Source organism: Microbacterium sp. TPD7012 (assembly GCF_003075395.1).
Taxonomy (GTDB): Bacteria; Actinomycetota; Actinomycetes; order Actinomycetales; family Microbacteriaceae; genus Microbacterium.
Window position 1 is genome coordinate 103,722 of sequence record NZ_QDFV01000008.1, and the last position, 15,149, is coordinate 118,870.

A 15,149-nucleotide genomic window follows, 5' to 3' on the forward strand; every position below is an offset into this window, starting at 1 on the left:
GATGACCGACGCCTCGAACCCGCTGCTCCAGCCGTCCGCACTCCCCTACGGTCTCCCCGACTACCGCGCGATCCGCCCCGAGCACTACCTCCCCGCATTCCGCGCCGCCTTCGAAGAGCACCTTCGCGAGGTCTCCCGGATCACGATGGTGCGATCCATGCCGACGTTCGAGAACACGATCGAGGCGCTGGAGCGCTCAGGTGAACTGCTGGACCGCGTGTCGCACGCCTTCTACACCGTGAGCTCGGCCGACGCGACGCCCGCGATCCAGGCCGTGGACGAGCAGCTCGCTCCCCTGATGGCCGCCCATCAGGACGCGGTCTCGCTCGACAGTGCGCTCTTCTGGCGCGTGCAGCAGGTGCACGATCAGCTCGACGACCTCGATCTCGACGCCGAGCAGCGATACCTCGTCGAACGCCACCACCGCGAGATGTCGCACGCGGGTGCGGGGCTCGACGACGAGGCGAAGGCACGGCTGACCCTGCTCAATCAGCACCTGTCGACCCTGAGTAACACGTTCGAACGTAACCTCCTCAATGACACGAACGACCTCGCCGTGGTGTTCGACTCCGCCGAGGAGCTCGACGGGCTGACCGCGGGCGAGCTCTCCGCGGCGGCCCGCGCGGCACAGGAGCGCGAGCTGGACGGCGGTTTCCTGATCGCCCTCCCGCTCTTCACCGGTCACCCGTACCTCGCGCAGCTGCGCGACAGGGAGTCGCGCCGGCGGATCATGGCAGCGTCACGAGCACGCGGCTCGCGCAGCAATGCGAACGACAATCGACCGGTGCTCGCCGAGATCGTGCGCCTGCGCGCCGAGCGCGCGCAGCTCCTCGGGTACGAGTCGCACGCGGCGTACGTCACAGCCGACGAGACCGCCGGCACCCCGGACGCCGTCGAGCGGATGCTGCGCAGACTCGCGGCCCCGTCCGCGAGGAACGCCACCGCGGAGCGCGAGGCGCTGCAGGCGATCGTCGACGAGACCGAGGCGGCGCCCTTCCCCGTCGAGGCGCACGACTGGGCGTTCTATACCGAGAAGGTGCGCAGCGCCCGCTACGACATCGACTCCGGCGCGCTCCGACCCTGGTTCGAGGCCGAGCGAGTCCTGCAGGACGGCGTCTTCTTCGCGGCGGAGCGCCTGTTCGGCGTCACGTTCGCCGAACGCCGCGATCTCGTGGCCTACCACCCCGGCGCGCGGGTGTTCGAGGTGAGCAACGCCGATGGAAGCGCCCTCGGACTCTACATCCTCGATCTCTACACCCGAGACGCCAAGCGCGGCGGCGCGTGGATGAATCCGATCGTCAGCCAGTCGCGGCTGCGCGGCACGGCGCCCGTGGTCGTCAACAACCTGAACGTGCCTCTGCCCGGTGACGGCGAGCCCACGCTGCTGACCCTCGACGAGGTGACGACGCTGTTCCACGAATTCGGTCACGCGCTGCACGGCCTGTTCGCCACCGTCACCTACCCGCACTTCGCCGGGACGAACGTGTTCCGTGACTTCGTCGAGTTCCCGAGCCAGGTGAACGAGATGTGGATCCTCTGGCCCGAGGTCCTCGACAACTACGCGCGCCACCATGAGACCGGAGAGCCTCTCCACCCCGCGATCGTCGAGCGCCTGCGGGCCACGGAGACGTTCGACCAGGGACACGCGACCAGCGAGTACCTCGCCGCCGCCTGGCTCGATCAGGCGTGGCACCGGATCGGCACCGCGACCGAGATCGACGACGTCGCGGCCTTCGAAGCGGCGGCCCTCGCCGACATCGGGCTCGACGACCCGGTGGTCCCCACCCGCTACTCGTCCACCTACTTCGCGCACGTCTTCTCCGGCGGGTACAGCGCGGGCTACTACTCGTACATCTGGAGCGAGGTGCTCGACGCCGACACCGTGGAGTGGTTCCGCGAGAACGGCGGCCTGACGCGCGAGAACGGCGACCGGTTCCGGGACCGCCTCCTGGGCGTCGGAGGGTCGAAGGATCCGCTCGAGGCGTACCGCGACTTCCGCGGCCGCGATGCCGAGATCGGGCCGCTTCTCACGCGCCGCGGTCTCGAGGCCTGAGTCGCGCATGAAGGATCCGCTGCGCCTGATCAGCGAGGCGTTCGACGCGCGAGCCGCCCGGTACGACGAGAGCGCGATGCATCGTTCGGTCGCCGCCGCCACGGCCGCGTTCACCGACCTGTCCGAGGCACGGGTCGTTCTGGACGTCGCCACCGGCACCGGTCTCGTCCTCCGGGAGATCGCGTCACGAGAAGTCGAGGCGGATCTCATCGGCCCTATTCGAGCCCGACGCGCATCGCCGCGACGTTCGAGCACCATGGGTTCGCGTTGCGGCGCCACCGCGACTGGAGCGACGGGACCGACGATCTGCTCCTCGCGGAGTTCGTCGTGGACGGCACGTCGAGCTGATCCTGAGGCGCGACCTCAGCCCGCGAGCAGCCCGAGCCCGCGCGCGAAGCCACGCATCCGCTCGGCGACCGCTTCCGGAACCTCGGCGGCCGCGAAGTGCCCGCCCTCCGGCATCCGATCGAAGGAGCGAAGGTCACGGTAGAAGGAACGAGCGACGCTCTCCGGGTAGTCGTGCTCGTGCGTCTGGATCGCGACGGCCGCCGGCACCTCCACCGGAGGGATCCGCTCATCGGCGCCACCGTCGAAATACGGACGGAACGATGTCGCGATGCTCTGGGTCGCCCAGTAGATCGTCGCCTCGGTGAGGATCCGATCGCGCGAGATCCGCCGCTCGACCAGCTCCGGCTGCGCGGTGGGCGTATCGCTCCACTCGACGAGCTTCTCGGTGAGCCAGGCGAGCAGCCCGGCCGGAGAGTCGTTGAGACCGACGGCCAGGGTGTCGGGCCGTGTCGCCTGGATGTGCGCGTAGGCGCCGTCCGGCCCGCCACGGGCGGCGAGTGTGTCGAAGAACGCTCGCGCCTCCGGGTCGTCCAGAGCGTCGCGCTCCTCCGCGGTGCCGAAGTGCGCATGGGTCGCGAGTATCCCCTGCACCGCCTCGGGGTGGCGCGCGGCGATGAGGTCGCTCACGTTCGCGGAGACGTCTTCGCCGTAGGTCAGGTAGCGCCGATACCCCAGCACGTCCGTCATGAGCGTGTGCATCAGTTCGGCCATGACGCTCTCCGTCAGCGTTCCGTCGAACGGCGCGGAGAAGGCGAAACCCGGCAGACTCGGAACCACGACGTGGAAGTCCGGCAGCAGCCGGGCGAGCGCGAGCTGGAGGGCGAACGTGTGCGGCCAGCCGTGCATGACGAGCAGTGCGGGCGCATCGGGACGATCGGACGGCAGGCGGACGAAATGGATCTCGGTGCCGTCGACGTCGGCGAGGTACTGCGGACTCTCGTTCAGCCATCGCTCGCGAGCCCGCCAGTCGAAGTCCGCCCAGCTGTCGACGAGCACACGGAGGTACTCGGCGGACATGCCGGCCTCTGGGCGACGCGGCGAATGCGGCAGCAGTCGCGTTCGCGAGAGCCGCGCACGAAGGTCGTCGATGACGTCGTCCGGAATCGCTATCTGGAAGCTGCGCATGGCGCGACGCTACGCGCGACCACCGACATCCCGGAATCACTCTCCGCGGGACGGACTCACGCGCTCTTGCGCTTGCGCTCCATCACGATGGTGGGAGGTGCACCCTCGTCGACGGCGGCGCGGGTCACGATGACCTTGGCGACGTCTTCGGCCGAGGGGATCTCGAACATGATCGGGCCGAGCACGTCTTCGAGGATGGCGCGGAGACCGCGGGCTCCCGTCTTGCGCTCGACCGCCAGGTCGGCGATCGACCGCAGCGCCTCTTCGTCGAACTCCAGCTGGACGCCGTCGAGCTCGAACATGCGCTGGTACTGCTTGACCAGTGCGTTGCGGGGACCGGTGAGGATCTCCATCAGCGCGTCCTGATCGAGCGGTGAGACGTTCGTCACCACGGGCAGGCGCCCGATGAACTCCGGGATGAGACCGAACTTGTGCAGGTCTTCCGGCAGCACTTCGCTGAAGAGATCGAGGTCCTTGGTCTTGTCGTGCAGCGGAGCACCGAAGCCGATGCCGTGCTTGCCGACGCGCGCCGACACGATGTCCTCGAGGCCCGCGAACGCGCCGGCGACGATGAAGAGGACGTTCGTCGTATCGATCTGCAGGAACTCCTGGTGCGGATGCTTGCGGCCGCCCTGCGGCGGAACCGAGGCGACCGTGCCTTCGATGATCTTGAGCAGCGCCTGCTGCACGCCCTCGCCGGACACATCGCGCGTGATCGACGGGTTCTCGGCCTTGCGGGCGATCTTGTCGACCTCGTCGATGTAGATGATGCCCTGCTCGGCGCGCTTCACGTCGTAGTCCGCGGCCTGGATGAGCTTGAGGAGGATGTTCTCGACATCTTCCCCGACATAGCCCGCCTCGGTCAGAGCGGTGGCGTCCGCCACGGCGAACGGCACGTTGAGACGCTTGGCGAGTGTCTGGGCGAGATAGGTCTTGCCGCAGCCGGTTGGTCCGATCAGGAGGATGTTGCTCTTCGCGATCTCGACCTCTTCGGCCTTCTGCTCGGCCGTCTGGAGGGTGCCGTGGGCACGCACGCGCTTGTAGTGGTTGTACACGGCGACCGCCAGTGCGCGCTTCGCGGGCTCCTGACCGACCACGTATTCCTCGAGGAAGGAGAAGATCTCGCGCGGCTTCGGCAGATCGAACTCCGCGACGCCGTCAGCGGAGGACTCCGCCATCCGCTCCTCGATGATCTCGTTGCACAGCTCGACGCACTCGTCGCAGATGTACACACCGGGGCCAGCGATGAGCTGCTGCACCTGCTTCTGGCTCTTTCCGCAGAACGAGCACTTGAACAGGTCAGCGCTTTCACCGATACGGGCCATGCGCGTCCTCCTATGGGGGATCCAGAGATCGTCCTTCGAGCCTAACCTCTGCGTGCGACACAGGGCCGCATTGGCGCGTACCGGTTCCGACACGACCGCGACGCAGAGAGGCCGGGCCCGCAGTCGCCTGCGGGCCCGGCCTCCGACGCGTCTCGGATCAGACCATGCTCTTCGTGTGCCAGACGGTCTTCACCTCGGTGAAGGCGCCGATGCGCTCGGGCGAGGCCACGACCTCTCCCGGCGCGAGGACGCGCTTCAGAGTCTCGGCCGCGGCGATCTGCATGTCCACCCAGTCCAGGTCGCCCGCACCGGCAAGATCGAGCGCGTTGACGTCCTGGTGCGAGGCGAGCCACGGCGCGATCTCCGCCGGCGAGCCGGTGAGCACGTTGACGACTCCTCCGGGCACATCGCTGGTGGCGAGGACCTCGGCGAGGCTGATGGCGGAGAGCGGATGCCGCTCGCTCGCGATCACCACCACGGTGTTGCCCGCGACGAGAGCCGGGGCGACGACCGAGACGAGGCCGAGCAGCGCGGAGTCCTGCGGCGCGACGATCGCGACGACACCGGTCGGCTCCGGCACGGAGATGTTGAAGTACGGACCAGACACGGGGTTCGCGTTGCCGGCGACCTGCGCGTACTTGTCGCACCAGCCGGCGTACCAGACCCAGAGGTCGATCGCCTCGTCGACCTGTGCGGCGGCCGCTGACGCGGACCCGCCCTCCTGGGCGACGATCTCGTCGATGAACTGCGCGCGGCGCCCCTCGAGCACCTCGGCCACGCGATAGAGCACCTGGCCGCGGTTGTACGCGGTCGCGCCCGACCAGCCCTTGACCGCGGCGCGCGCGGCGACCACGGCGTCACGGGCGTCCTTGCGGGACCCCTGCGCGGCGTTGGCCAGGAACGCGCCCTTCGGCGACAGCACCTCGTAGGTCCGCCCCGACTCGCTCCGCGGGAACGCCCCGCCGATCGCGAGCTTGTACGTCTTCGGAACGCTCAGTCGCTTGCTCATGCTGCGGCTCCCTTGAGGTAGGCGGTGAGACCCTGTCGTCCGCCCTCGCGGCCGTATCCGGACTCCTTGTAGCCGCCGAACGGGCTCGACGGGTCGAAACGGTTGAACGTGTTCGCCCAGATGACTCCGGCGCGCAGACGGTCGGCGACCGCGAGGATGCGCGAGCCCTTGTCCGACCAGATGCCCGCGGAGAGACCGTACGGCGTGTTGTTCGCCTTGGCGATCGCCTCGGCCGGGGTGCGGAAGGTCAGAACCGAGAGCACCGGGCCGAACACCTCGTCCCTGGCGATGCGATGCGACGCCTCGACACCGGTGAAGATCGTCGGCGCGAACCAGAACCCCTTCTCCGGAATGACACAGTCCGCGGTCCAGCGCTCCGCGCCCTCGGCCTCGCCGATGTCGCTGAGCTCCCGGATGCGCGCGAGCTGGGCCGCCGAGTTGATCGCACCGATGTCGGTGTTCTTGTCGAGCGGGTCGCCGAGGCGCAACGTCGACAAGCGGTTCTTGAGCCGATCGATGACCTCGTCGTGGATCGACTCCTGCACCAGCAGCCTGCTGCCTGCGCAGCAGACATGCCCCTGGTTGAAGAAGATGCCGTTCACGATGCCCTCGACGGCCTGGTCGATGGGCGCGTCGTCGAAGACGATGTTGGCCGCCTTGCCGCCGAGCTCGAGCGTCAGCTTCTTCTTCGTGCCGGCGACGGCCTTGGCGATGTCGCGGCCGACGCCGGTGGATCCGGTGAAGGCCACCTTGTCGACATCGGGGTGCCGCACGAGTGTCGCGCCGGTCGCGCCGGCGCCGGTCACGATGTTCACGACACCCGCAGGCAGATCCGCCTGCTGGAGGATCTCGGCGAAGATCAGCGCCGTGAGCGGCGTGGTCTCGGCCGGCTTCAGCACGACCGTGTTGCCCGCGGCCAGAGCGGGCGCGAGCTTCCACGCGAGCATCAGCAGCGGGAAGTTCCACGGGATCACCTGGGCAGCGACGCCGAGCGCTCGCGGGTTCGCACCGAGACCCGCATGGTCGAGCTTGTCGGCCCAGCCGGCGTAATAGAAGAACCAGGAGGCGACGAGCGGGACGTCGACGTCGCGGCTCTCCTTGATCGGCTTGCCGTTGTCGAGGCTCTCGGCGACGGCGAGCTCGCGAGCCCGCTCCTGCACGAGACGGGCGATGCGGAAGAGGTACTTCCCGCGGTCGCGCCCGCTCATCCGCGACCAGGTCTTCTCGTAGGCGCGTCGAGCGGCGGCGACGGCCCGGTCGATGTCGCCGTCATCCGCCGTGGCGATCTCGGCGATGCGCGTCTCGTCGGAGGGCGAGATGGTGCTGAAGCTCTTTCCTGATCCGTCGACGAACTCGCCGTCGATGAACAGTCCGTAGCTGTCCTTCAGGTTCAGGATCGCCTTCGACTCCGGTGCCGGAGCGTATTCCAGAAATGACATGAGAATCCCTAGTCGATCGTGACGTAGTCGGGGCCGGAGTAGTGGCCGGAGCTGAGCTTCTGACGCTGCAGGAGCACATCGTTGAGCAGGCTCGACGCGCCGAAGCGGAACAGGTGCGGCTGGAGCCACTCCTCCCCCACCGTCTCGGCGACCGTGACGAGGTACTTCACGGCGTCCTTCGACGCACGGATGCCGCCGGCGGGCTTCACGCCGATCTTCTCGCCCGTGCCTCGATACCAGTCGCGCACGGTCTCGAGCATCAGGAGCGTGGTCGGCAGCGTGGCCGCGGGCTGCACCTTGCCGGTCGACGTCTTGATGAAGTCGCCGCCCGCCAGGATGCCGAGCCAGGACGCGCGCTTGATGTTGTCGTAGGTGTTGAGCTCGCCGGTCTCGAGGATCACCTTGAGCGAGGCGTACGTCCCGTCCTCGCGACGGCAGGCCTCCTTCACCTGGGCGATCTGGTCGAACACCAGACCGTAGCGTCCCGAGAGGAACGCGCCGCGGTCGATGACCATGTCGATCTCGTCGGCTCCGGCGGCGACGGCTTCAGCCGTGTCGGCGAGCTTGATCGCGAGCGACGAGCGCCCGCTCGGGAACGCCGTGGCGACGGCGGCCACCGAGATCAGTCCGTCGTCGGGGTCGCCGTGCAGGCTGCCGAGTGCGGTGACCGCGTCACCGACCATGTCGCCGTACACGCAGACGGCCGCGACCCGCGGAGTCGTCGGGTCGGCGGCATCCGGGTTCTTCGCCTTCGCGACGAGCGAGCGGACCTTGCCCGGGGTGTCTGCGCCCTCGAGGGTCGTGAGGTCGATCAGCTTGATGATGGTGTCGAGCGCCCACGCCTTCGACGTGGTCTTGATCGAGCGGGTGCCGAGCCCGGCAGCACGCTGCTCGAGTCCCACCGCGTCGACGCCCGGAAGGCCGTGCAGGAAGCGTCGGAGAGTGGCGTCGTCCGGCTCACCGCCGAGAACGTCCACCGCCGCTCTGCGGCTGAGTTCTTTGGTCGTCACTGTTCCTCCAACAATGCTCGTGCTGTGGTCTCATCGGTCACCAGAACGCCGCACAGGCCGCTGGTCACGACTGTACGCGCGATGTCGTGCTTGGCGGGGCCCGCCGTGACGAAGATCGCCCGCTTGGCGCCGCGCAGACGGTCGAGCGAGACGCCGACCGTGCGGGCGTCGAGCTGCGAGTCGACGATGTTGCCCTCGGCATCGACGTAGCGGCCCAGGACATCGCCGACTGCGCCCCTTCGCGCGAGCTCTTCGACGTCCTCAGCGGTGAGGTAGCCGTTCTCGACATGGGCGGACGTCGCGTCGCAGGGACCGGCGGTGAAGAGGAACGCCTGCGCCTCTGCGGCCTCCTCGAGGACGGCAGCGACGGTGCGGTCGGACTCGATGGCCTGCTTGGTCTCGACGCGCTCGAGGATCGCGGGGCTCGGCAGCAGCGACACCTGACCGGAGGCGCGCTGCGCGATCGTCACGGCGAGGCCGGCGGCACCGCCGGAGCGCCTGTTCAGACTCACCCCGCCGTTGAGCTGCACGACGGTGACGCCGTTGGCCCATCCGTCCGGGAGCGCCTCGGCGACAGCCCGGAGCGTGCGGCCCCAGCTCACGCCCAGCGTGCGCGGAGCCGGCCGGAGGGCGGAGAGGAAGTCGGCAGCGGCCTGCGCGACACGTTCCAGTGTGCCGTCGTCGCCGTCGGGTGCAGGCACGACGACCGCGTCGGCCAGACCGAAGCGCTCGACGAGCAGACGCTCGAGGCCGAGGCGTCGTGCGCGCGGGTGCACGATCTCGATGCGGACGATGCCGCGCTCGCGGGCCTGCGTCAGGAGCCGGCCCACCTTCCAGCGGGAGACCTTGAGGAGTCCGCCGATCTCGTCCTGTGTCTTGTCCTCGTCGTAGTACAGCTCGGCGACGCGGACCATGAGCAGATCTTCTTCCACGGCATCCTCCTTCCTCTTCCAGAGTAAGCCCTGATCTGCGTTCGCGCATCCGCGTGCTCATATGCGCAGCTGCCCACCCACAGCCTGCACATCCGCCGGAGACGACGAAGGGGCGCCCGTCGTGGTGACGGACGCCCCTTCGGAGTCGAGGTTCTCAGGCGCGCTTGCGCGTGGTGAGGACCTGGTCGACGATGCCGTACTCGAGGGCCTGCGTCGCCGAGAGGATGTTGTCGCGATCGATGTCGCGGTTCACCTGCTCGACGGGCTTGCCCGTGTGCGCGGCCATGGTCTCCTCGAGCCAGGTGCGCATGCGGAGGATCTCCGCCGCCTGGATCTCGATGTCGGATGCCTGGCCCTGACCGGCCTCGCCCATCGCGGGCTGGTGGATCAGCACACGGGCGTTCGGGAGCGCGAGGCGCTTGCCCGGCGCGCCGGCGGCGAGCAGCACGGCCGCGGCGGAAGCCGCCTGTCCGAGCACGACGGTCTGGATCTGCGGCGCGACGTACTGCATCGTGTCGTAGATCGCCGTCATGGCCGTGAAGGAGCCACCGGGCGAGTTGATGTACATCGTGATGTCGCGCTCGGCATCCTGGCTCTCCAGGACGAGCAGCTGCGCCATCACATCGTCGGCGGACGCGTCGTCGACCTGCACGCCCAGGAAGATCACGCGATCTTCGAAGAGCTTGTTGTACGGGTCCTGGCGCTTGAAGCCGTAGGCCGTGCGCTCCTCGAACTGCGGGAGCACGTAGCGGCTGGACGGCAGGTTGCCTGCGGATTGGAAAGTGGGGGTGTACATGGTGTCCTCTCGAATCCGGATTACTCTGCGTCGTCCGCGGTGCCGCCGCCGCCGGTCACATCGCTGGCGTGCTCGCGGATGTGGTCGACGAAGCCGTACTCGAGGGCCTCCTCGGCGGTGAACCAGCGGTCGCGGTCACCGTCGGCGTTGATCTGCTCGACCGACTTGCCGGTCTGTCCCGCCGTGATCTCCGCGAGGCGCTTCTTCATCGAGAGGATGAGCTGCGCCTGGGTCTGGATGTCACTCGACGTGCCGCCGAACCCGCCGTGGGGCTGGTGCAGCAGGACCCGCGCATTGGGGGTGATGTAGCGCTTGCCCTTGGTGCCGCTCGTCAGCAGGAGCTGACCCATCGACGCGGCCATGCCGATGCCGACAGTGACGATGTCGTTCGGCACGAACTGCATGGTGTCGTAGATCGCCATGCCCGCGGTGATCGAGCCACCGGGCGAGTTGATGTAGAGGTAGATGTCCTTCTCTGAGTCTTCCGCGGCGAGAAGAAGGATCTTCGCGCAGATCTCGTTGGCGTTCTGGTCACGCACCTCTGAACCAAGCCAGATGATGCGATCCTTCAGCAGCCTGTCGAAGACGCTCGTCGCGACAAGGGGTTCTGCAGCCATTTCAGCTCCTGTTTCCGTGTTCGTGCTTCGAATCTACCGGCGTCGGCGCGGCACCCAGGCCGTGTTCGCCGTCGGCATATCAGGTGTCGGATTCCGCGATCTCCCGCGCGTAGGCGGTCATCGAGCGGTGGTAGCGCGGGAGGTGCGGCACCAGCGCGAGAAGCGCGACCGAGAGGCCCTGCGCGGGCCGGCCGGCGCTGGCGAGGATGAGGGCGTGAACCGCAGCGACCGCGTCGCGGTACGGACCGTCGGCCGACAGCTCCTCCTCCGCGCGGATCACGGCGAGGGCGTCGTCGAACGCACCCAGGTTCCGCAGCGAGCTGGCGAGCTGGATCACGCACTGCGGACGGTGCTCCTCGTCGAGGCCGAGCTCGAGGGCGCGTCGGTACAGGACGACGGCGTCGGCCGGGCGGCCCGCCGAATCCCGAGCTCCGGCCCGCTCGAACTCCGCACGCGCGTCATCCGTTCCGCGCTCCGCCGCGAGGGCGTCGATCCGCGCGATCGTGTCGTCGCCGACCTCTTCGCCGCTGGCATCCGCCCAGACGTCGTCGATCCGCTCGTTCCAGCTCTTCATGCTCGCCTCTCCCTGTGATGCGAAAGAGGGCGGATGCCGCAGCATCCGCCCTCTTCTGTGGATCGTGTCCGATCACTCGGCCTTGTCGGCCGCCTTCTTGGCCGGAGCCTTCTTGGCGGCAGGCTTCTTCGCGGCGGGCTTCTCCGCAGCCTCGGCGTCGTCGGCCTTCTTCGCCGGAGCCTTCTTGGCAGCAGGCTTCTTCGCAGGAGCCTTCTTCGCGGGCTTCTCCTCCGCCGGAGCCTCGTCAGCCGCTTCAGCCTCGTCGTCGGTGACGATGAAGTCAGACAGGTCGACGGGCTTGCCGTTGGTGTCGACGACCTTCACCTTGCCGAGCGCGATCGCGAGGGCCTTGTTGCGGGCGACCTCGCCGACGAGCGCGGGCAGCTGGTTCGACGACTGCAGCGCCTCGACGAACTCCTGCGGCGCCATGCCGTACTGCGAAGCGGACTGGATGAGGTACTGGCTCAGCTCCTCCTGCGAGACCTGCACGTCGGCCTGCTCGGCGATCGTGTCGAGCAGCACCTGCGTGCGGAACTGCTTCTCGCTCGCCTCGGTGACCTCGGCCCGGTGCACGTCGTCCTCGAGGCGGTTCTCGCCCTCGAGGTGGTTGTGCACCTCGTCCTCGATGAGCTGCGGCGGCACGGGGATGTCGATCTGCTCGAGCAGCGTCTCGACGAGCTTGTCGCGTGCGGCGGATCCCTGCGTGAAGACGCCCTGCTGCGCGACGCGCTCGGCGAGGCTCGCGCGGAGCTCGGCGATCGTGTCGAACTCGCTCGCGATCTGCGCGAAGTCGTCGTCGGCCTCGGGGAGCTCGCGCTCCTTGACGGCCTTGACCGTCACGGAGACCTCGGCCTCGGAACCGGCGTGGTCGCCGCCGACGAGAGCGGAGCGGAACGTGGTGTCCTCGCCTGCCGTGAGCGACTCGATCGCGTCGTCGATGCCCTCGAGCAGCTCGCCGGAGCCGATCTCGTACGAGACGCCCTCGGCGCGGTCGATCTCGGCGCCGTCGATCGTGGCGACGAGGTCGAGGTCGACGAAGTCGCCCTTGGCGGCCGGACGGTCGACCGGGACGAGCGTGCCGAAGCGCGCGCGCATGTTCTCGAGCTCGGCGTCGAGTGCGGCCTCATCGGCCTCGACGGCGTCGACGGTCACGGTGATGCCCTCGTAGGAGGGGATCTCGATGTCGGGACGGACGTCCACCTCGACGTCGACGAGCAGGTCGCCGGAGAAGTCCTTCTCGTTCGGCCACTGCGTGATGTCCGCCGCCGGGCGTCCGACGACGCGCAGCTTGTGCTCGGCGCTCGCCTCGCGGAAGAACTTGTCGAGGCCCTCGTTGACGGCGTGCTCGATGACCGCGCCGCGACCGATGCGCTGGTCGATGATCGGGGCGGGCACCTTGCCCTTGCGGAAGCCGGGGATCTGGACGTCCTGAGCGATGTGCTCGTAGGCGTGAGCGATGCTCGGCTTGAGGTCGTCCGGGGTGACCGTGATGCTGAGCTTGACCCGGGTCGGGGTCAGCTTCTCGACGGTGCTGTTCGCCATGCTGGTGTGTTCTCCTTGTTGTCTCCGCGAGTGAACGCGGCTGTCAGGCTGAAGATGCCGTGTCGGGGCGACAGGAGTTGAACCTGCGACCTCCCGCTCCCAAAGCGGGCGCTCTACCAAGCTGAGCTACGCCCCGGGGAATCCGCGCGCAGATTCAGCCCCATCGAGTCTAACGGACGGGAGCACCCCTCACGGTCCGGTATGATCGATCACGCCGGAGTTGCGATTCCGGTCCGATCCCCGGGTCACTGAGCCTGTCGAAGTGCACCGGGATTCGGGGCTGTAGCTTAGTGGTAAAGCCTTAGTCTTCCAAACTAATGATGCGGGTTCGATTCCCGTCAGCCCCTCGCTTCCAGAAGGCCCCCACCGCACGGTGGGGGCCTTCTCGCATACCCTGGCAGTGCCGCTGCATGCAGCTCCGAACGTGAGGCTGATCGAATGAGGACGACGTGACCGCTCTCCCCCCGTATCGCGCGGATGCGCCGGCATCCGCGCCCCTGGGCGGGCACGAGCTGTCCGCACGCTTCACGGGCGGCGCCTCGACCGCTCCCCCGCGGAAGCCGAAGCGCAAGCGCACGGGCCTCGTCCTCGGCCTGATCGGCGGTGCGGCCGTCATCGCCGCGATCGCGATCACCCAGGTCTCGGCCAGCATGGGCTACGACACCGCCGCGGAGAGCCATGCGGATGCCGTGGCCTCGGCGAACAGCGAGAAGACGCAGCTCCGTGCCGAGGCCGCCGACCTCCAGGCCCTCGCGGATTCCGCGGGACTGATCGTCGCCGGCGAGAACGAGGCCATCGTCGCCCCGGCGGAGACCGAAGCGGCCCTCGCCGGTGCGGTCGCCGAAGCCGAGAGCGCCGCAGCGGAGGCCGACCAGCTGATCGCCACCGAGGTCCCCGTCGCGGGAGAGAAGCCCGTGTGGTTCTGGGAGCTGTTCGGCGCCACCACGAAGCTCGAGGAGAAGCGCGACGAGGCCGCAGATCTCGCCGACGAGCTCCTCGCCGAAGCTGCCGACGTGCTCACCGCCTCCGATGCGGTCACCGAGAGCGGCGTCGCGCTCCTGACCTCTGCGGGCGAAGCGGCCGTCGCCTTCGAGGCCGCCCACATCTCCGCCCGGAACGATGCGGTGATCGAGTTGCGGGACGCCGCAGCCGCGGCGATCGCCACGACCACGATCGACGACGCGGCCGTGAACGCGTACGCGAGCCTCCAGAGTGCCGCGGCGCAGGTCGTCGCGACCGAGAACGAGGAGCTGGCCGAGAAGTCCGGCCCGCTGATGGACGCCCGGCTCGAGATCGAGGCGTTCGCCCGCGCGCTCGCCCCCGGCGTGCTGCTGGAATTCGACTGGGCCCCGATCGTCAACGGCGCAGGATTCAACGGCAGCATGGGCGGATACACCACCTGGTGGTGGGACGAGCCCGGCCGATCCGTCATCCAGCTGTCCGACTCCGTCGCCGAGCAGTGGCCGGCGGATCGCAGCAGGGCGCTCGTCGCGCACGAGGTCGGTCACGCGATCAGCGTCAAGTGCGAGGACATGTACGACTCGTCGACGCAGGACAGCATCGAGAAGTGGGCGACCGCCTGGGCCATCAGCATGGGCTACACCGACGACGCCAACGGAGTGTGGGCCTACGGCTACCCGCCGCAGAGCTACATCGATGCCGCAGCGGGGTGCCGCTGAACGGCCGCCGCTGAGACCGAAGAAGCCGCCGCGATCACTCGCGGCGGCTTCTTCATCGTCAGATCAGGAGATCACTGGCCCCGACGCTCGCGCAGCTGCGTGAGCGCATCCTCGAGGAGCTGGACCGCTTCCTCGTCGGTGCGGCGCTCCTTCACGTAGGCGAGGTGCGTCTTGTACGGCTCGGCCTTCGCGAGGGCAGGAGGATTCTCCTTGTCGCGTCCGGCCGGCAGGCCCGACTGCGGGTGATCGATCGTCTCCGGAATCTCCTCTTCGGGGAGACCCGCGGCGAAGTAGCGGACCGTCTCGTTGCCGAGTCCGTCCCAGTACGACACCGCGATGCGGTCGGCATGGTAGCCGTGGTCCTGCTCCCCCATCGGGCCGGAGCCGACGCGGGTGCCGCGGATCGCGTTTCCACCGGTAGCCATCAGATCACCTCGAACTTCGTGATGAGTCCGAGCGCGACGATGGCGACGAACCAGGTCAGCGCGAGGACGACGGTGAAGCGGTTCAGGTTCCGCTCCGCGAGACCGGAAGAGCCGACCGCCGAGGTCATGCCTCCGCCGAACATGTCGGAAAGGCCGCCACCGCGACCCTTGTGCAAGAGGATGAGGAGGGTCAGCAGGACGCTGGTGATACCCAGCACGACCTGCAGAACGAACTCGAGAATTGCCACGAGAAAGAGCCTTTCGCTGGGGCAGGT

General features: G+C 68.4%; 14 protein-coding genes and 2 tRNA genes. 3 read left to right on the forward strand and 13 right to left on the reverse strand.

Features of this window, described 5'->3' with window-relative positions:
* Nucleotide 1 precedes the first annotated feature (1 nt).
* Nucleotides 2-2,053, forward strand: a complete 2,052-nt coding sequence (locus DC434_RS18175) for a M3 family metallopeptidase (protein ID WP_116636726.1) — start codon at nucleotides 2-4, stop codon at nucleotides 2,051-2,053.
* Between the two features lie 363 nt (nucleotides 2,054-2,416).
* On the opposite strand, the gene DC434_RS18180 is transcribed toward DC434_RS18175, so the two are convergent.
* From DC434_RS18180 to DC434_RS18230, 11 genes are all read right to left on the reverse strand, one after another.
* Entirely contained in the window at nucleotides 2,417-3,526 is a 1,110-nt protein-coding gene (locus DC434_RS18180) for an epoxide hydrolase family protein (protein ID WP_116636727.1), read from the reverse strand.
* A gap of 56 nt (nucleotides 3,527-3,582) precedes the next feature.
* A complete protein-coding gene (gene clpX, locus DC434_RS18185; protein ID WP_116636728.1) occupies nucleotides 3,583-4,851 on the reverse strand; it encodes an ATP-dependent Clp protease ATP-binding subunit ClpX in 1,269 nt (422 codons plus the stop codon).
* Nucleotides 4,852-5,008: 157 nt separating this feature from the next.
* A complete protein-coding gene (locus DC434_RS18190) occupies nucleotides 5,009-5,860 on the reverse strand; it encodes an aldehyde dehydrogenase family protein (protein WP_116636729.1) in 852 nt (283 codons plus the stop codon).
* Complete coding sequence (locus tag DC434_RS18195) at nucleotides 5,857-7,299, reverse strand: aldehyde dehydrogenase family protein (protein WP_116636730.1); 1,443 nt, start codon at nucleotides 7,297-7,299, stop codon at nucleotides 5,857-5,859. Before DC434_RS18195 ends, DC434_RS18190 begins: the two co-directional genes overlap by 4 nt.
* An 8-nt stretch (nucleotides 7,300-7,307) precedes the next feature.
* Nucleotides 7,308-8,309 (reverse strand): deoxyribose-phosphate aldolase, encoded by a 1,002-nt coding sequence (gene deoC / locus DC434_RS18200; protein WP_116636731.1) that lies wholly within the window; start codon nucleotides 8,307-8,309, stop codon nucleotides 7,308-7,310.
* Nucleotides 8,306-9,241: a sugar-binding domain-containing protein gene (locus DC434_RS18205; RefSeq protein WP_116636732.1), complete on the reverse strand. Its 936-nt coding sequence runs from the start codon at nucleotides 9,239-9,241 to the stop codon at nucleotides 8,306-8,308. The genes deoC and DC434_RS18205 overlap by 4 nt, the downstream gene beginning before the upstream one ends.
* 154 nt (nucleotides 9,242-9,395) lie before the next feature.
* On the reverse strand, nucleotides 9,396-10,037 hold the full coding sequence (locus DC434_RS18210; protein WP_116636733.1) for an ATP-dependent Clp protease proteolytic subunit: 642 nt from the start codon (nucleotides 10,035-10,037) through the stop codon (nucleotides 9,396-9,398).
* A 20-nt stretch (nucleotides 10,038-10,057) separates the two neighbouring features.
* Complete coding sequence (locus tag DC434_RS18215) at nucleotides 10,058-10,654, reverse strand: ATP-dependent Clp protease proteolytic subunit (RefSeq protein WP_116636734.1); 597 nt, start codon at nucleotides 10,652-10,654, stop codon at nucleotides 10,058-10,060.
* A gap of 79 nt (nucleotides 10,655-10,733) precedes the next feature.
* On the reverse strand, nucleotides 10,734-11,228 hold the full coding sequence (locus DC434_RS18220; protein WP_116636735.1) for a tetratricopeptide repeat protein: 495 nt from the start codon (nucleotides 11,226-11,228) through the stop codon (nucleotides 10,734-10,736).
* A 72-nt stretch (nucleotides 11,229-11,300) separates the two neighbouring features.
* A complete protein-coding gene (gene tig / locus DC434_RS18225) occupies nucleotides 11,301-12,770 on the reverse strand; it encodes a trigger factor (RefSeq protein WP_116636736.1) in 1,470 nt (489 codons plus the stop codon).
* Nucleotides 12,771-12,832: 62 nt separating this feature from the next.
* Nucleotides 12,833-12,906, reverse strand: a tRNA-Pro gene (locus DC434_RS18230).
* Between the two features lie 140 nt (nucleotides 12,907-13,046).
* Here DC434_RS18230 and DC434_RS18235 point away from each other — a divergent pair.
* Together DC434_RS18235 and DC434_RS18240 are read left to right on the forward strand one after the other, a co-directional pair.
* Nucleotides 13,047-13,117: transfer RNA gene (locus DC434_RS18235), tRNA-Gly, on the forward strand.
* Nucleotides 13,118-13,219: 102 nt separating this feature from the next.
* Nucleotides 13,220-14,449, forward strand: coding sequence for a hypothetical protein (locus tag DC434_RS18240; protein ID WP_116636737.1), 1,230 nt, complete (start codon nucleotides 13,220-13,222; stop codon nucleotides 14,447-14,449).
* A 71-nt stretch (nucleotides 14,450-14,520) separates the two neighbouring features.
* Here DC434_RS18240 and DC434_RS18245 read toward each other — a convergent pair whose 3' ends face one another.
* Nucleotides 14,521-14,874 (reverse strand): RNA polymerase-binding protein RbpA, encoded by a 354-nt coding sequence (locus DC434_RS18245; RefSeq protein WP_116636738.1) that lies wholly within the window; start codon nucleotides 14,872-14,874, stop codon nucleotides 14,521-14,523.
* Complete coding sequence (secG, locus tag DC434_RS18250; RefSeq protein ID WP_029261623.1) at nucleotides 14,874-15,122, reverse strand: preprotein translocase subunit SecG; 249 nt, start codon at nucleotides 15,120-15,122, stop codon at nucleotides 14,874-14,876. The genes DC434_RS18245 and secG overlap by 1 nt, the downstream gene beginning before the upstream one ends.
* Nucleotides 15,123-15,149 lie beyond the last annotated feature (27 nt).